The sequence below is a fragment of the Peribacillus sp. NPDC096447 genome (assembly GCF_044762725.1).
Taxonomy (GTDB): domain Bacteria; phylum Bacillota; class Bacilli; order Bacillales; family DSM-1321; genus Peribacillus.
This window is the reverse complement of the sequence record NZ_JBIWEV010000001.1, coordinates 430,325-445,276: the sequence shown is the minus strand read 5'-3', so window position 1 is coordinate 445,276 and position 14,952 is coordinate 430,325. Positions and strand designations below refer to the sequence as shown.

Annotated in this window: 18 protein-coding genes; 10 read left to right on the top strand and 8 right to left on the bottom strand. The window is 41.7% G+C overall.

The window, feature by feature from the left end; genetic code table 11:
- Positions 1–147 precede the first annotated feature (147 nt).
- From ACIQZD_RS02245 to ACIQZD_RS02230, 4 genes are all read left to right on the top strand, one after another.
- A complete protein-coding gene (locus tag ACIQZD_RS02245; RefSeq protein WP_402897702.1) occupies positions 148–684 on the top strand; it encodes a hypothetical protein in 537 nt (178 codons plus the stop codon).
- Between the two features lie 219 nt (positions 685–903).
- On the top strand, positions 904–1,272 hold the full coding sequence (gene cccA / locus ACIQZD_RS02240; RefSeq protein ID WP_034308472.1) for a cytochrome c550: 369 nt from the start codon (positions 904–906) through the stop codon (positions 1,270–1,272).
- A 216-nt stretch (positions 1,273–1,488) separates the two neighbouring features.
- Entirely contained in the window at positions 1,489–2,196 is a 708-nt protein-coding gene (locus tag ACIQZD_RS02235; RefSeq protein ID WP_402897700.1) for a tRNA (adenine(22)-N(1))-methyltransferase, read from the top strand.
- Positions 2,193–3,311 carry a Nif3-like dinuclear metal center hexameric protein gene (locus ACIQZD_RS02230; protein ID WP_402897698.1) on the top strand — a complete coding sequence of 373 codons (1,119 nt, stop codon included), beginning with the start codon at positions 2,193–2,195 and terminating at the stop codon, positions 3,309–3,311. The genes ACIQZD_RS02235 and ACIQZD_RS02230 overlap by 4 nt, the downstream gene beginning before the upstream one ends.
- A gap of 49 nt (positions 3,312–3,360) precedes the next feature.
- Here ACIQZD_RS02230 and ACIQZD_RS02225 read toward each other — a convergent pair whose 3' ends face one another.
- Positions 3,361–4,305: a 4-hydroxy-3-methylbut-2-enyl diphosphate reductase gene (locus ACIQZD_RS02225; protein ID WP_048685698.1), complete on the bottom strand. Its 945-nt coding sequence runs from the start codon at positions 4,303–4,305 to the stop codon at positions 3,361–3,363.
- A 126-nt stretch (positions 4,306–4,431) separates the two neighbouring features.
- A complete protein-coding gene (gene vrrA, locus ACIQZD_RS02220; RefSeq protein ID WP_402897695.1) occupies positions 4,432–5,118 on the bottom strand; it encodes a VrrA/YqfQ family protein in 687 nt (228 codons plus the stop codon).
- A 396-nt stretch (positions 5,119–5,514) separates the two neighbouring features.
- Here vrrA and ACIQZD_RS02215 point away from each other — a divergent pair, with 396 nt between their 5' ends.
- A complete protein-coding gene (locus tag ACIQZD_RS02215; protein WP_402897693.1) occupies positions 5,515–6,828 on the top strand; it encodes a DEAD/DEAH box helicase in 1,314 nt (437 codons plus the stop codon).
- A gap of 12 nt (positions 6,829–6,840) precedes the next feature.
- The gene (locus ACIQZD_RS02210) at positions 6,841–7,737 is read left to right on the top strand and encodes a deoxyribonuclease IV (RefSeq protein WP_402897691.1); all 897 of its coding nucleotides are present in this window, start codon (positions 6,841–6,843) and stop codon (positions 7,735–7,737) included.
- Positions 7,738–7,827: 90 nt separating this feature from the next.
- Here the strand turns inward: ACIQZD_RS02210 and ACIQZD_RS02205 are convergent, their stop codons facing one another.
- Complete coding sequence (locus ACIQZD_RS02205) at positions 7,828–8,088, bottom strand: DUF2624 family protein (protein WP_063233031.1); 261 nt, start codon at positions 8,086–8,088, stop codon at positions 7,828–7,830.
- Positions 8,089–8,303: 215 nt separating this feature from the next.
- On the opposite strand from ACIQZD_RS02205, the gene ACIQZD_RS02200 reads away from it, so the two are divergent.
- Genes ACIQZD_RS02200 through ACIQZD_RS02190 form a run of 3 tightly spaced genes read left to right on the top strand, consistent with a single transcriptional unit; the run spans position 8,304 to position 10,364 of the window.
- Positions 8,304–9,068, top strand: a complete 765-nt coding sequence (locus tag ACIQZD_RS02200) for a metal ABC transporter ATP-binding protein (protein ID WP_402897689.1) — start codon at positions 8,304–8,306, stop codon at positions 9,066–9,068.
- A 21-nt stretch (positions 9,069–9,089) separates the two neighbouring features.
- A complete protein-coding gene (locus tag ACIQZD_RS02195; protein ID WP_402897687.1) occupies positions 9,090–9,923 on the top strand; it encodes a metal ABC transporter permease in 834 nt (277 codons plus the stop codon).
- Between the two features lie 15 nt (positions 9,924–9,938).
- Entirely contained in the window at positions 9,939–10,364 is a 426-nt protein-coding gene (locus ACIQZD_RS02190) for a Fur family transcriptional regulator (RefSeq protein ID WP_402897684.1), read from the top strand.
- A 36-nt stretch (positions 10,365–10,400) separates the two neighbouring features.
- Here the strand turns inward: ACIQZD_RS02190 and ACIQZD_RS02185 are convergent, their stop codons facing one another.
- Positions 10,401–10,985 (bottom strand): 5' nucleotidase, NT5C type, encoded by a 585-nt coding sequence (locus tag ACIQZD_RS02185; RefSeq protein ID WP_350299489.1) that lies wholly within the window; start codon positions 10,983–10,985, stop codon positions 10,401–10,403.
- Positions 10,986–11,153: 168 nt separating this feature from the next.
- Here ACIQZD_RS02185 and ACIQZD_RS02180 point away from each other — a divergent pair, with 168 nt between their 5' ends.
- Positions 11,154–11,624: a DUF4190 domain-containing protein gene (locus ACIQZD_RS02180; protein ID WP_402897682.1), complete on the top strand. Its 471-nt coding sequence runs from the start codon at positions 11,154–11,156 to the stop codon at positions 11,622–11,624.
- Positions 11,625–11,726: 102 nt separating this feature from the next.
- On the opposite strand, the gene ispG is transcribed toward ACIQZD_RS02180, so the two are convergent.
- From ispG to ACIQZD_RS02160, 4 genes are all read right to left on the bottom strand, one after another.
- Positions 11,727–12,839 (bottom strand): flavodoxin-dependent (E)-4-hydroxy-3-methylbut-2-enyl-diphosphate synthase, encoded by a 1,113-nt coding sequence (gene ispG / locus ACIQZD_RS02175; RefSeq protein ID WP_185116202.1) that lies wholly within the window; start codon positions 12,837–12,839, stop codon positions 11,727–11,729.
- 214 nt (positions 12,840–13,053) lie between these two features.
- The gene (locus ACIQZD_RS02170; RefSeq protein WP_350299487.1) at positions 13,054–13,386 is read right to left on the bottom strand and encodes a hypothetical protein; all 333 of its coding nucleotides are present in this window, start codon (positions 13,384–13,386) and stop codon (positions 13,054–13,056) included.
- A gap of 114 nt (positions 13,387–13,500) precedes the next feature.
- A complete protein-coding gene (locus ACIQZD_RS02165) occupies positions 13,501–13,635 on the bottom strand; it encodes an anti-repressor SinI family protein (protein WP_284702854.1) in 135 nt (44 codons plus the stop codon).
- 390 nt (positions 13,636–14,025) lie between these two features.
- On the bottom strand, positions 14,026–14,793 hold the full coding sequence (locus tag ACIQZD_RS02160; RefSeq protein WP_402897678.1) for a DUF1189 domain-containing protein: 768 nt from the start codon (positions 14,791–14,793) through the stop codon (positions 14,026–14,028).
- Positions 14,794–14,952 lie beyond the last annotated feature (159 nt).

Genomic DNA, 14,952 nt, shown 5'->3' with positions numbered 1-14,952 from the left:
GCCCTCTTTGAATGCCCAGCGTTCGGGAGCGGCTCTTTTTTTCAATTCCAATGTAAAAATATCCTCTAAGAACAATAATTACCAATGTAAAAAATTTAAAAAGCAAAGCCGTTAAAAGGAAATGATCATCATGAGGATGTGAGATTCATGGATGAGATGAGAAAGAAAATCATCATTCAAGAAATAAACTCCTGGAAGGAAAGTCGTATGCTTCCGGAGCAATATTGTAATTATCTGCTTGCATTATACTGTCAAGGCGAACAGCCGCCATCCAATTCGGCTAAAACCGGAAGCGTAAAAAACGACATCTTTTCCGGGTTGTTGATTGGGGCCCTTTTTGCATTTATTGTATTTTTGAATTATTTTACTGAAATACCCATCAGAATGCAAATGCTTGTGACAACAATTTCAATTCTTGTCTTTGGGCAGGCGGTCCGCCGCTTTACCGGCAGGAAAATCATTTTTCAAATGGCCTTGATGGGAATGGCGCTATCTTTGCTTTTATTAACAGTCAGTTTTGCCGAATTCATGGCACCCGGCCAAGTGAGTATCCTTTATATTTTCTTGTTCATTAATTGCGGACTCTGGATTTTAATGGGCAAAAAACTGAAGCTGCTCCATTTTTCCATAGCGGGAGGCCTGGGAGCAATGGTCACTCTTTACTTTTTTTTTAGGGCATTCTAGCGGTTTTAATTAGTGATTTTAGGGTATTATGAAATATATGTAAGAAAAAGTAAAACTGTTTGGAAATATACATAAGTTTTTGACAATTTTAAGAAATTATATAATATCTTCTATTTTTGGGCTTTTACTTGAAACTCTTTTCAAGTAAAATAATATATAGCTGTTTGTATATAATATTAAATATGGTAAGTTTAGGTTCTACATAGGGGAGGAAATACTATGAATCGCAATCCAGTAATGCCTTTTATTATTATCATGGTTTTTGGTATTGGACTTATGTTTTTACTTTCGTTTAAAGGTTTGGGTGATGCCAAAGATCTTGCTAAGGAAAAAGAGGGCGGCGAAAAGACAGAAGAAACAGAAAGTGCCTCAGCATCACCTGAGGACATCTATAAGCAAAACTGTATCTCTTGTCATGGTGACGCCTATCAAGGCGGCGTCGGGCCTGCCCTAAAAGGAGTTGGCGATCGTCTGTCGGTGGACGAGGTCAAAGACGTAATCACTAATGGACGAGGTGCAATGCCACCAGGTTTAGTCGAAGAACAGAACATTGACGCCATGGCCGAATATATTCATGGACTGAAATAATTCATGAAACTGACTCAAGAAATCGTTGGAAAGCGAACTTTTTGAGTCAGTTTTTCATTTATTCAGTAAAGGAAGATTCCAGATGGTAAGTTTCTTCTGCCCACTGATAGAAAGAGTCCTTTTTCTCCTTTCTGTAATTTTTCGATTGAACTTGGTATAATCGAATGGGAAACTAATTATAGTAAGAAATTATTTGAATTAAGAGAGTTGATAAATATGAATCATGAAAAACTATCGATGAGATTAGAACGTGTTGCCATACATATACCAAAAGGAAGCATCCTTGCAGATATAGGTTCCGACCATGCTTATTTGCCGTGCTATGCTGTGACTAACGGCTTGTGTGACAGCGCAATAGCAGGTGAGGTTGTAGAAGGGCCATATCAGTCAGCACGCAAGCAAGTTGCAATGACGGGGCTTGGGGACAAGATAGGGGTCCGTAAAGGAGACGGGCTTGAAGTATTGAAGCCCGATGAAGCGACTTGCATTACGATTGCAGGCATGGGAGGAACTTTAATATCAAGTATATTGGAAAGCGGAAAAGGGAAACTCGGCAAGGCAGAAAGGCTTATCCTTCAGCCTAATGTCGGTGCAGCGAATGTTCGCAGCTGGCTAATGGAAAACGGCTGGGAACTTATTGGAGAGGAAATCCTTGAGGAAGATGGGAAAATCTATGAAATCTTAATTGCCGAAAAAGGGGACCCGCTCCGCCCTTATCGGGTAAACAAGCAAGCAGGCCTCACGTTCGGTCCATACTTAAGAGAGCAATTCAGTGACATTTTCATAAAAAAATGGCAGCTCGAGAAAAAACATTTGGAGAGAATCATCGAACAATTGGATGAAAGCGGAAGAAGCGGACTGGAAACGAAGCGCAATGAATTAAAATCCCAAATTTCCGTAATTGAGGAGGTGCTTAAAGGGTGAAGACAGTGAATGGTCACAAAATCATTGAAACGTTTGAACAATTCTCCCCAAAGCATTATGCAATGGAGGGAGATCCGATCGGGCTGCATGTCGGTCAGCTCAATAAGCCGGTTACTAAAGTGCTGATTGCCCTTGATGTGCTGGAAGAGGTTGTAGACGAAGCGATAGAACATGGCGCCGAATTGATCATCGCCCATCATCCGCTTATTTACCGACCATTGAAAAGGATCGATACAAACACTGCTGGAGGACGCATCATCGAAAAGCTGATCAAACATGATATCGCTGTTTATGCTGCGCATACCAATTTGGATGTCGCTAAGGGCGGAGTAAATGATTTACTTGCCGAAGCGCTGCAATTGCAGGACACAGAAGTATTGATTCCAACCACCGAAATAGCTCTAAAGAAATTGGTCGTATATGTTCCAAAGACCGACGCACAAAAGGTGAGGGAAGCCCTAGGGAAGGCAGGGGCCGGAGCGATCGGGAATTACAGCAATTGTTCGTTTTCTGGGGAAGGTACCGGCCGCTTCTTGCCAGGTGATGGCAGTGAGCCGGTAATTGGTTCCCAAGGAAAGCTTGAAGAAGTAGCTGAAATGCGGGTCGAAACGATATTCCCGGAAAATATCGAGAAGAAAGTGCTATCTGCGATGATCAAAGCCCATCCATATGAAGTAGTTGCTCACGATATATATAAACTGGAGAATAAAGGGGAGTCTCTTGGCTTAGGGAAGATTGGTGTACTTCCTGAAGAAATGACACTTGAACAATTTTCCGAACATGTGAAGCGGACACTTGATGTTGAAAAGGTGCGTGTCGTTGGAGATTTGCAAAGCCCGATTAAAAAAGTGGCCGTGTTGGGCGGAGACGGCAATAAATACTTTACGACAGCGAAGTTCAAGGGAGCTGATGTGTACGTTACAGGTGACATGTATTACCATACAGCCCATGACGCGATGATGCTTGGATTGAATATCGTGGATCCAGGCCACAATGTTGAAAAGGTGATGAAAAAAGGGGTGGCACGAATCCTTGAAAAAATGTGCCGTGAAAAGAGCTACGATGTGGAATTCATTCCATCCCGGCTGAATACAGACCCTTTCCGTTTCATTTAAATAACACGAAAAAGGCAGCCATTAGTGGCTGCCTTTCTTTTTTGTGAAATCATTTCTTCACTTTAATCTTTGGTAAAATTTTATGCAATGGCGTTTTCTTTTCGGTATTCCAAGTCGATTCATCATTTGCTTCATATTGCTCCAGAAATGCGATAACTTCCTTCGTGATCGGAGTTGGTGTTGAAGCCCCTGAAGTGACGGCAACCGTTTCTGCATCTTTTAGCCATTCAAGGTTCAGCTCGGAAATGTCAGCGATCCGATAAGCTCTCGTGCCGGCAATCTCTTGGGAAACTTGTGCAAGGCGGTTTGAATTATTACTCTTGGGGTCTCCGACAACGATTAAAACATCAGCTTCGCCAGCTTGCTCGGCAACCGCTTCTTGGCGAACCTGTGTCGCTAAACAAATTTCCTTATGGACTTCGGCATGTGGAAACTTTTCCTTGACCTTATCCATGATATCCAATACATCCCATTGGCTCATCGTTGTTTGATTGGTAACAATGATCTTATCACTATTCAAAGTCAAGGCTTCCACATCTTCATCCTTTTGAACCAGGTGAACGACATCGGGAGCAACTCCGACAGCACCCTCTGGTTCCGGATGGCCTTTTTTCCCAATATAAATGATTTGATAGCCTTCCGCTTGTTTTTCCCGAATTAAGTCATGTGTTGCGGTAACATCGGGACATGTAGCATCGAGCGTGACAAGACCTTTTTTCTCGGCGATCTTCCTGATCTCAGGTGAAACGCCGTGAGCAGTAAAGATGACGGTTCCGCTGTCCACCTGTTCGATGATATCGTTGCGGTTGCTCCCGTCCAACGTGATGATGCCTTCTTCTTCAAACGCATCCGTCACATGTTTGTTATGCACAATCATTCCTAAAATGTAAATGGGACGTGGCAAGGTTTTATCTAAAGCCGCATTACGAGCGATGACCATGGCATCGACAACGCCATAACAATAGCCGCGCGGGGAAATTTTAATCACTTTCATCTATGTGTCCTCCTTCAAGGCAAGAAACTCTCACTTTTTATACCTTTCTATTATATAAGACCATAGATGATATTACAAAACATCATATTTACATAAAATCAGTTATTGGTAAATTTTTTGCAGCCTTTATATATAAAGCTTCGGACCGGATGTCCTTTCCCTTTTGGTTTCGGTACGGACTTGGGCGATGGGGTTGGCTTCTTTAGCTTTTTCTTTTTTCTTCGAATCCGTTTTTACCTCAATGTTTTTTTGTACCTCAACATTTGGCTCGCTTTCAACGGAAGCTCCCTGATCCTCGATATCACCGGCTGATGAAATGCTCCGGAAAACTTTCCACATGGAAGGCAGGTTTTTAATCACTGGTCCGTACTGTTCCACCATAGGCGTGAATTGTTCCGCCGCTTGCAACACTTTTTGCGTGTTGGAAAGCATGTTATTAAGGGACTCGGGGTTTTTTAATGTTTCTAAGATACCACCTCCGCTGCTTCTTGAAGAACTTTGGTTAGAGGAAGCGGCTGGCGCAAACAAATTTGGAGAAGCTGCTTTTTGTTTCGACTTACCGAGTATTTTTGACAATAACCCTTCTTTCTTTGCTGGCGGCATCTCCTGCCGCTGCGGTTGGTTGAAAGGGCCGCGGAAACCTTGAGGTCCCTGTGGCACTTGCCGTCTGTTTTGTACCATCGGCCGCTGTATCTGCTGATAAGGGTGGGGGATTTGCGGTGACTGTCTGAATGGAGCAGGGTGCTGCTGCATCCTTCGGCCGTTGGGTGGCTGAAAACCGGGTACGGTTTGACGATTTCTATTTGGGAACATAGGTTTCACCTCCTCAGATATTATATGCTGGTGTAATCTTCTATATAAATTATGCAACTCGACAAAAAAGGTTTGAGGAAAGAGTGTCTGGGCAGTTGTGAAGTATCCGGAAAGAAGGTAAGATGGTAACGGTAGTCTTTTAGCTCCATGTCTGCGGGGGATACGCTATGACCAGGACAGGGGCTTTTCGTTTGCAAGAGTCCATTTTAAGAGAAAACCTCAGCGCTTTCGCTTTTGTTAAGTAAATGGGTCACATTGAAAAAAGTAGATAGCCTGCCCCATTATGGGACAATCGCTATTTTCTTCACGAGCAACCCAGGCGCTTGCGCTTTTTGTGTAAAATTTATTATAATAACAGGACATGTCTAATGACTGACAGGATAAAGGAGTTTTTTGATGAAACAAAATCAATTTGAACGATTTAATTTGAAAAGCTACATTCTAGATGCGGTTCGTACTTTAGGGTTCGATAAGCCGACGGAAATTCAAGAGCGCGTGCTTCCGTCGCTTTTAAAGGGAAGTAGCTTAATTGGACAGTCGCAGACAGGAACAGGAAAGACACATTCCTATTTGCTGCCGATCATGAACAGGCTTGATGCCGGTAAGAATGAGGTTCAAGCGATTATTTCCGCACCAACCCGTGAGTTAGCGAACCAAATCTACAAAGAAGCTTTGAAAATTGCTGACCATTTCCCTGAGGATGAGCAGATTCAAGTCCGTTGTTTCATCGGTGGTACTGATAAACAGCGAATGATAGATAAATTGAAGACACAGCCGCAACTGGTAATCGGTACGCCGGGCCGGATCAAGGACTTGGTTGAAGCTCAGGCATTACAGGTGTATACAGCAAAAATGCTTGTAGTCGATGAAGCGGACCTTATGCTAGACATGGGCTTCATTGAAGATGTCGATTTATTTGCATCACGTATGGCTGAAAAAATTCAAATGCTTGTCTTTTCGGCAACCATCCCAGAAAAATTGAAGCCGTTTTTGAATAAATATATGGAGAATCCAAAGTATGTTCAAGTGAATCCCAAGCAGGCGACCGCTTCGAAAATTGAACATGTTCTTGTACCGCTTCGCCACCGAAACAGAGAGCAATTACTTCATGATATCATCGTTCGTTATAATCCATATTTGGCGATTGTTTTCACGAACACAAAGAAAATGGCGGATCATGTGGCTAACTCCTTGATTGAAAAAGGGTTGAATGTCGGCCGTATTCATGGTGATTTATCGCCTCGTGAGCGTAAAAAAATGATGAAGCAAATCAATGATTTGGAGTATCAATTCATCGTTGCGACAGATCTGGCTTCCCGTGGAATCGATATTGAAGGTGTAAGTCATATCATTAACTATGAATTGCCTTCAGATTTGGATTTTTATATCCATAGGACGGGAAGGACGGCTCGTGCCGGATATTCAGGCATTGCCGCTACCATTTACGATACATCCGATGAAGATTCATTGAACCGCCTTGAAAAAATGGGCATTGAATTCCGTGATGCGGATATCCAAAATGGTGATTGGGTTGATATCGATGAACGTAATAAACGGAAAAACCGTAAAAAACAAAAATCTGATATCGATGTTAAAGCGAGCAGGCACGTCAAGAAGCCGACAAAAGTCAAGCCAGGATACAAGAAGAAAATTCAACGAGATGTGGAAAACTTTAAAAAACGCGAACGTCGTATACAGAGAAAGAAATAGGGGAGAAATCAGATGCTGAAGATTGGATCGCATGTTTCAATGAGCGGGAAAGGTATGCTTCTGGCTGCGAGTCAAGAAGCGGCTTCGTATGGCTCCAACACATTCATGATCTATACAGGGGCCCCTCAAAACACAAGACGTAAAAAAATCGAGGATTTAAATATCGAAGCCGGAAGACTGCATATGGAGGAAAATGGAATCAGCGATATTGTTGTCCATGCCCCGTATATTATTAATATAGGAAATACCACGAATCCAGCCACATATGAGCTTGGAGTCAACTTCTTACGCAGCGAAATCGATCGGACCGAAGCCATTGGCGCAAGGCAGATCGTACTTCATCCAGGTGCGCATGTCGGTGCAGGCAGTGAACTGGGAATCAAGAGAATCATCGAAGGTTTGAATGAGGTGCTGACTGCCGACGATAAAGTTCAGATTGCCCTTGAAACGATGGCGGGTAAAGGGTCTGAATGTGGCAGGTCTTTCGAAGAGCTGGCGATGATCATTGATGGTGTGACCCATAATGAAAAACTATCGGTTTGCTTCGATACTTGCCATACTCACGATGCCGGATATAATATCATCGAGGATTTTGATGGCGTACTGAATGAATTTGATAAATTGGTCGGTGTTGACCGCATCAAGGTCCTTCACATAAACGATAGCAAAAACGAACTCGGTACGCGCAAGGACCGCCATGAAAACATTGGATTTGGTCATATTGGTTTTAAGGCGTTGAATGCTATTGTACACCATCCGCAATTAAGCAGTGTTCCGAAAATCCTGGAAACACCTTATGTAGGGGAAGACAAAAAAGACAAAAAGGCACCATATAAATTTGAAATTGATATGTTCAAGAATAATCAATTTGATGAAGATCTATTGGATAAGATCATATTTCAACAATAATCATAATAGGGACGATTCATCGAAAAAGATGAATCGTCCTTTCATTTGCATTAAGTATGCTCAAATAAAGCTGCAGCTGGCTTACGATCTTTAAAAAGTGGAAGTAAGGTTGTTGAAGAGGGATTCTATTTCCCTGGCTGTGCTTGCTCCGGCAACTTTTGTAATTTGACCAAGCACGTTCTGTCTTTGACGTATATCAAAGATGTTAATATTTTTACCTGCTAGAAGTGCAGTGATATCCTGTGCTTGTTTTTGAGTGAGTGCAACCTTATGCTGTTTAGCAAGGGAAAGCAGTTCATCGGGGCGAATACTGTTGATTTTGTGATTGACCATCATTTCAAATAATTTCAAACGATCTCCTCCTTTGTTAAAACATATGAAGGAGGAAGACGTATGTGAACATGAAACTTTGTTTGATTACGGTAAGTTTGGTTCAGCTCACATTTTTTTGTGGTTCAGGGCGTACCGGCACTTGTTCAGAGGACCGGTTTCTTTACATCTTGGCTTCTTTGATTTATACTAACGATTGTTAATCGTAATGATTCTTAAAAAAATAGGTGATCTCTTTGGATAATGTAGTAAACCCCATAGTTAAATTTGAAGATATATCTTACAAATATACAAAAGATCTAGTGCTGGAACATGTTTCGCTTGAAATCCCTAAAGGGGCCTTCTTAGCAATCGTTGGGCCGAATGGGTCCGGTAAGTCAACGCTTTTGAAGTTGCTGCTTGGTCTGTTCAAGCTCCAAAAGGGAAAAATTGAAATATTCGGGGAAGACATACGACGGTTTAAAGATTGGCAAAAGGTCGGTTTCGTTTCCCAAAAGGCGAACTCCTTCAACTCTGGGTTTCCTGCCACAGTTTTTGAAGTGGTCCAGAGCGGTTTGACCAAAAAAATCGGCTTGCTTAAGTTTGCAGGCAAAGAGGATAAGCAAAAGGTGAAGAAGGCTCTGGAATCCGTGGATATGCTTGAATATCAGAACCGCAATATCGGGGAATTGTCCGGAGGCCAGCAGCAGCGGGTGTTCATTGCCCGTTCACTGGTCAGCGAACCGGAATTGATGATATTGGATGAGCCTACGGTTGGCGTTGATTCAAAACACGTCCACCAATTTTATGAAATGCTTGAGATGTTGAATAAAAAATTAGGAATAACCCTGATTTTAGTAACTCATGATGTTGGTACTGTGACCGATAAAGTCACACATGTCGCCTGTTTAAATAAAAAGCTTCATTTTCACGGGGATGCCTGTGAATATAATGAGTTGGATGAAGGTGAGCTCTCGTCCATTTATGGACATGGGGTCCAATTATTAAATCATGATCATTAATATGTTTTGGAGGATAGCCCAATGATATCGGGGATATTGCAATTTGAATTTTTGCAGAACGCATTTTTGACCGGAATCATCATCGGAGCGATTGCGCCATTAGTGGGCGTTTTTGTCGTGGTAAGGCGGATGTCGATGATTTCCGATGCGCTAAGTCATGTAGCGCTTGCTGGGATAGCGTTTAGTTTATTGCTGCAGAAGAGCTTTCTATCTTTAGCTGGATTGAATCCACTTTATATAGGAATGGCGTTTTCTGTAGGTGGTTCATTATTCATTGAAAAATTAAGAGGGGTGTACAAGCATTATCAAGAGCTTGCAATCCCGATCATAATGTCAGGCGGCATGGGTCTCAGTGTCATTTTCATATCCATTGCAGATGGTTTCAATACGGATTTATACGGTTATTTATTTGGCAGTGTCAGTGCCGTCAGCCGGGCGGACTTATATGTCATTTTGGCAGTGGGGATAGTCGTAGCCTTGATTCTCACTCTATTGTATAAAGAATTATTTCTGTTATCTTTTGATGAAGAGCATGCGAAAGCGTCTGGAATACCTTATAAAGCGATTCATTTTATTTTTATTGTAATGGTCGCATTGGTCATTGCCGCTTCCATGAAAATCATTGGCATATTACTTGTTTCTTCGCTCATGACGCTCCCGGTAGCTGCTAGTCTCCGCTTTGCAAAGGGTTTTAAGCAGATGATTGGATATTCGGTCTTATTCGGTGAAGTTTCTGTCATAGGCGGATTATTCTTATCATACAACCTTGACCTTGCTCCTGGCGGGACCATTGTAATAATAGCTGTACTAATTCTCATCTTGTCAATTTTGTTTGATAAGTGGAAAAATCGATAGATGGGGTGATGTATTATGAACGTAACTACTGCCATGCAACTATTAAAAGATAAAGGTTTTAAGCATACAGGAAAGAGGGAAGAAATGCTTCAGCTTTTCTCTTCCAGTGATAAATATTTAACGGCCAGAGATGTATTGGAGAATATGAAGCAGGATTATCCAGGTTTGAGCTTCGATACGATTTACAGAAATCTTTCCTTATTCGTAGAACTGGGCATCTTTGAAGCGACCGAGTTGGAAGGGGAAAAGCGTTTTCGTTTTACATGCGGTCATTCTTCCCACCATCACCACTTCATCTGTTTGAATTGTGGAAAAACGAAAGAAATCGAATTGTGCCCGATGCAGGAACTTCAGGAAAGCTTAAAGGACTACGATGTTTCGGGACATAAATTTGAAATTTACGGACGCTGTCCCTCATGTAGCGTATCTTTGGATGCATAAAAACCATTGACCTCCAGTCAATGGTTTTTTCTTGTCTCATTTTATAGTTGCCGGTTGCCCTGACATCCAATTATTCACCCAGGCAGAGGCTTCTTGCCAATTGTTGACCCGAATCACCCTTTCAGGCACGGGATCTTGGTTGTAAGGAGTATTAAATAAAATCACGGGTATTTTACACTCTTCCGAAATCGCCACTGCATTATCGTGCTTGTCCTCTAAAAAGAGGTCGACTTCGAATTTTTTGGCTGCAGCCACTTTATCGTGTGAGCCTACAAGCTCAATATGATCATATAGGACTTCATTCGACGTGAACCAATTTTTGGTTACATCCAATAAACGGTTGCTTCTGGCACTTATGAAATAAAGGTTAGCTTGTTCTGTCCATTTTTCCAATACATCTTTTGCACCTTCAGCCAATAATGATTCTGAATAGATGAGTGGCTCGCTCTCAATGAACCATTTAGTGAAATCCTCTTTTGGAACATTCACGAAAGGGAATAAGTCATATTCGGTAATGTCTTCATAAGCTAAATTAAGCTGAAAAGCTTTATTTAAAAAGGGGACCATGGAATCAGGTCTTGTAACAGTCCCGTCTATATCGATGCCAAAACGTTTTTTCATGATGAATCTCTCCCTCATTTTCAATACTTGTAATAGTGTAACATATCCCAACATAGCTTTGGTAAATACCCGTATTTATTTCCAAGATATGAAACCATTTTCACGATGGGTTCCGCGATTTTTACATACACTATAAATGCTTCACAAATGAAAGTGAGGGATGCACGAATGGAAAAAGATCAATACTCCAGTATTGACGATGAAATGCAATTGGCGAAAGAGGGCAGTGAACCAACCGTTGTGGATGATCAGCATCATGAGCGGTATTATAATGAAGATACACCTGAAGAGGACAGACGATATGAAAGTCGTGGGACCATAACCAATATGGATAACCGGTATCAGGAAGAAACGTCTGCAGAAATTTCAACACCGCCTCAGCGAATCAGGTCATATAATAATGATGGGCCTGCAGAGGATAATGGTTCTGGGGATGTGGCATCAAGAGGTAAAGCGATTGGTGTCATAGCTTTGATCATCTCCATTTTATCTTTATTCATGATGCCTTTCATTTTAGGGATTGTGGGTATCATTGTAGGGATAGTGGCCAGAAGCCGGGGATCGAACTTGGGTACTTGGGCCATCGTCATTGGTGCAATCTCCATCATCGTTGGCATATTCATCCTGCCGTTCTTTTAACATCATTAAACCCTTTGATGTCATTTTCCAAAATGCATCAAAGGGTTTTTCAAATGGTATAAAACAAAAAATCCCGATAATGAAAATTCGGGATTCTTTGTTTTATTTATTTAGTAAAGCTGCAGCAGCAGCTTCGGCTCTTTGTTTTTCATAGTACTCTTCAGCGATTTTGTCAATTTCTTTTTTAAGTTCCTCGACCATCGTCTCTTCAGGCACTTTACGAACAATTTGACCTTTTCTAAACAGTAAACCTTCACCACGAGCCCCGGCAATGCCGATATCAGCCTCACGGGCTTCTCCAGGGCCGTTTACCGCACAACCAAGCACTGATACCTTGATTGGCGCTTTGACCGTCTGGATGTACTCTTCAACTTCATTGGCGATGGAAATCAAATCAATCTCGATTCGACCGCAAGTAGGGCAGGAAATTAAAGTGGCCATGTTGGAAGCAAGGCCAAATACTTTTAGAAGCTCCCTTGCCACCTTCACCTCTTCGACAGGATCGGCACTTAAGGAAACACGCATCGTGCTTCCGATGCCCTGACTTAGGATGGCACCTAGTCCGGCAGCGCTTTTTACGGTTCCTGAAAACAGTGTACCTGATTCCGTGATTCCAAGATGTAAAGGATAATCGAATGCTTTTGAAGCTTTTTCATATGCCTCGATGGCTAAATTCACATCGGAAGCCTTCATGGAAACGATAATGTCATGAAAATCCAGATCTTCCAGGATCTTAATGTGGTGTAAAGCACTTTCTACCATTCCATCAGCAGTCGGGAAGCCATATTTCTCGATGATTTTCTTCTCTAGAGAACCAGCATTGACCCCGATGCGAATTGGTATTCCTTTAGCCTTCGCAGCTTTTACTACTGCTTCAACCTTTTCACGGCGACCGATGTTACCAGGATTAATCCTGATTTTATCAGCTCCGCCCTCAATTGCCTTCAGAGCAAGTTTATAATCGAAATGAATATCGACTACAAGAGGGATGTTTATCCGTTTTTTTATCTCAGAGATTGCATCAGCTGCCCTTTCATCCGGACAGGCGACACGTACGATTTGACATCCAGCTTCTTCAAGGCGAAGAATCTCTGCAACCGTTGCTTCAACATCATGTGTTTTTGTCGTTGTCATGCTTTGTACAATAACTTCATTATTGCCGCCAATCGTTAAGTTTCCGACTTTAATTGGCCGCGTCTTGGTTCGATGTATGATTTCACTCAAGTGGAATTCTCTCCTTTAGGAAAAAATCAGTTTTGATTTTTAATTTGTTTCTCTGAAATATTGTATCAATGTACATACCGCTTGACAAGGAAATAGGACGCATAATGTTTTTTCATCATAAGACATTCCCTAATTTCTGGATACACTCAGTGCTTGGGAAATCCCCTTAATGGTTCTTGTGAAGGGGCAGATTCCTATTTTGGGGTTATTTGTAAACGGGAATCTTATATGTTTTGCCAATCTGCATATCCTCGGGCTTCAATCCTTCATTCAAACTTTGAAAGTCAGTGATGATCGTTTCGATTGGCTGATTGGATCCGCCTTTTTCCGTTTCGACGATGGAAAGTAAGGTATCACCCGGTTTCATGGTAATTTCTTTATAAGCGGCAGATGGTGCGGATGCAGGCTGGCTGGCCGGGACGGCCGGTTCGCCTGTAGAGGCCGGTGGATGGGAAGCCGGCAGGGTACCCGTAGTCAAATCAAAATAAATAATAAATAAAGTGAAACAGAATGAGATAAAAAGCAGTAGCCGTTTCAATTTTCCATCCTCCCAAGCTTGTCTTTAATTCATCTATACTTGGAGGGGTCAAAAAATATGCCTAAAAATGGGCGGTTTTTCAAATGGAATATGAGAGTGACCATTCAAATTTTTCTATTTCAATTGAGTAACATCCTTATTATTTGAATGAGTGTTAAGAAAGGAGCGAATTTCCTTTGGGGTCAGACCACTCTTTTTTGCCTCCATTATGAGTAACAACCACTGTACATCAATATGACTCTCCTTCACGTCTATCACCTCTTAAATACTATTTCAACCATAAGTATAGGAATAACTTAGTGAGTATTTTGTCGAATTAAGTAATATAAAAAAATGATGACTGTAGTCATATGCTGCAAAAAGCATGGATTACCCGATTTTATGCTTAAGCAAAAAGAGCCGGACCAGGTGGTCGAATCTCAGTTTGTAGACAAATGGGGTTCTATCTGAATTTTAAACAAGTTGATTGGGACAGGTGTGCGAGACCCCTGTGGGGAAAACGTGTCTTAGGGAGACTCCGCAGGCGCAAAGACCGCCCGGGTTCCAATCAACGTCCGAATTTTACAAAGCCTTAAAAGACTGTAGGCAAACTCGATTCTCATCGAGTTTGCCTACAGTCTGAGTCCAATCTTGTTAATGTCAATTTCCGATCTTATTGGCTGATGTTTCTTTAATGGATAAATATAACATCATCAATGTCACAAACCAGCTAATGATGGAAGCGAACGGTACCATTGCTTGAAAAACATCCATGATGGTGAAGAATACGGTGGCAAGCGTTATGCTGTAAGCACCGATTCTCCATAGATGCCTATAGGAAAGAGGACGGCCAAGAGCATTTTTGAAAAAAAGACCGAAAGCGGCAAGGATTGTCACTTTAATGAAGATTCCGCTAGCAGTAAACAGGTATAATATAAGCAGAAGCAATGGAAGGATGATAGGCAGCACAGATTCAACTGAATCAAGCCAAGTGGATATTTCCTGATTATCTCCCTCCAGAACCGAATATGGAGAGGATTGCACGTTGCCTCCGGATACGAAAACCAGATCTGACTTTAAAAGCGCGACAGCTTCATCAGCTTTTGCGGCTACTTCTTCCGGGGTCAATGCTCCCGTACCATCTACAAAAATTTGATATCCGTTTTTATTCAGGCTAAATGGCTCATCTTGTTCAGTTGTCAACGTGCCATTTTTGATTTCAAATGCCGGTAAATCTTCGGATACTGTTTCGTGCATGGCATCTATCCCGTCAACTATCATTGTCCCGAAATAAAAAGCTGAAGGGAGAAAGGCGATGAGACTTATAAAGAAAACGAATAATATCGTTTTCCCGATACCTTGGTTTTGAAAGGAAGCGATATCTTTAGGAGAATACAAGCTTACCCATAGTTGTTTGAATATGTTCAATGTTTTCAGCACCTAACTATATAAGATTCCTAACCAATTTTAACTATATGGGAAAAATAAAACAACCTGTATTCTGCTTCATTGGTTTCAACCATCAGTAATGAGGTAATTATGGAGAGATAAAGTCAAATTATATATCAAATGAGAAAGGGGCGTTTT

What these genes read in the sequence shown, in the direction of transcription:
- ACIQZD_RS02195 (WP_402897687.1), top strand. Translation starts at nt 9,090, where the DNA reads ATGATATCGGGGATATTGCAATTTGAATTTTTGCAGAACGCATTTTTG.
- vrrA (WP_402897695.1), bottom strand. Translation starts at nt 5,118, where the DNA reads ATGTTCCCAAATAGAAATCGTCAAACCGTACCCGGTTTTCAGCCACCC.
- ACIQZD_RS02180 (WP_402897682.1), top strand. Translation starts at nt 11,154, where the DNA reads ATGGAAAAAGATCAATACTCCAGTATTGACGATGAAATGCAATTGGCG.
- cccA (WP_034308472.1), top strand. Translation starts at nt 904, where the DNA reads ATGAATCGCAATCCAGTAATGCCTTTTATTATTATCATGGTTTTTGGT.
- ACIQZD_RS02190 (WP_402897684.1), top strand. Translation starts at nt 9,939, where the DNA reads ATGAACGTAACTACTGCCATGCAACTATTAAAAGATAAAGGTTTTAAG.
- ACIQZD_RS02235 (WP_402897700.1), top strand. Translation starts at nt 1,489, where the DNA reads ATGAATCATGAAAAACTATCGATGAGATTAGAACGTGTTGCCATACAT.
- ACIQZD_RS02185 (WP_350299489.1), bottom strand. Translation starts at nt 10,985, where the DNA reads ATGAAAAAACGTTTTGGCATCGATATAGACGGGACTGTTACAAGACCT.
- ACIQZD_RS02245 (WP_402897702.1), top strand. Translation starts at nt 148, where the DNA reads ATGGATGAGATGAGAAAGAAAATCATCATTCAAGAAATAAACTCCTGG.
- ACIQZD_RS02225 (WP_048685698.1), bottom strand. Translation starts at nt 4,305, where the DNA reads ATGAAAGTGATTAAAATTTCCCCGCGCGGCTATTGTTATGGCGTTGTC.
- ACIQZD_RS02215 (WP_402897693.1), top strand. Translation starts at nt 5,515, where the DNA reads ATGAAACAAAATCAATTTGAACGATTTAATTTGAAAAGCTACATTCTA.
- ACIQZD_RS02210 (WP_402897691.1), top strand. Translation starts at nt 6,841, where the DNA reads ATGCTGAAGATTGGATCGCATGTTTCAATGAGCGGGAAAGGTATGCTT.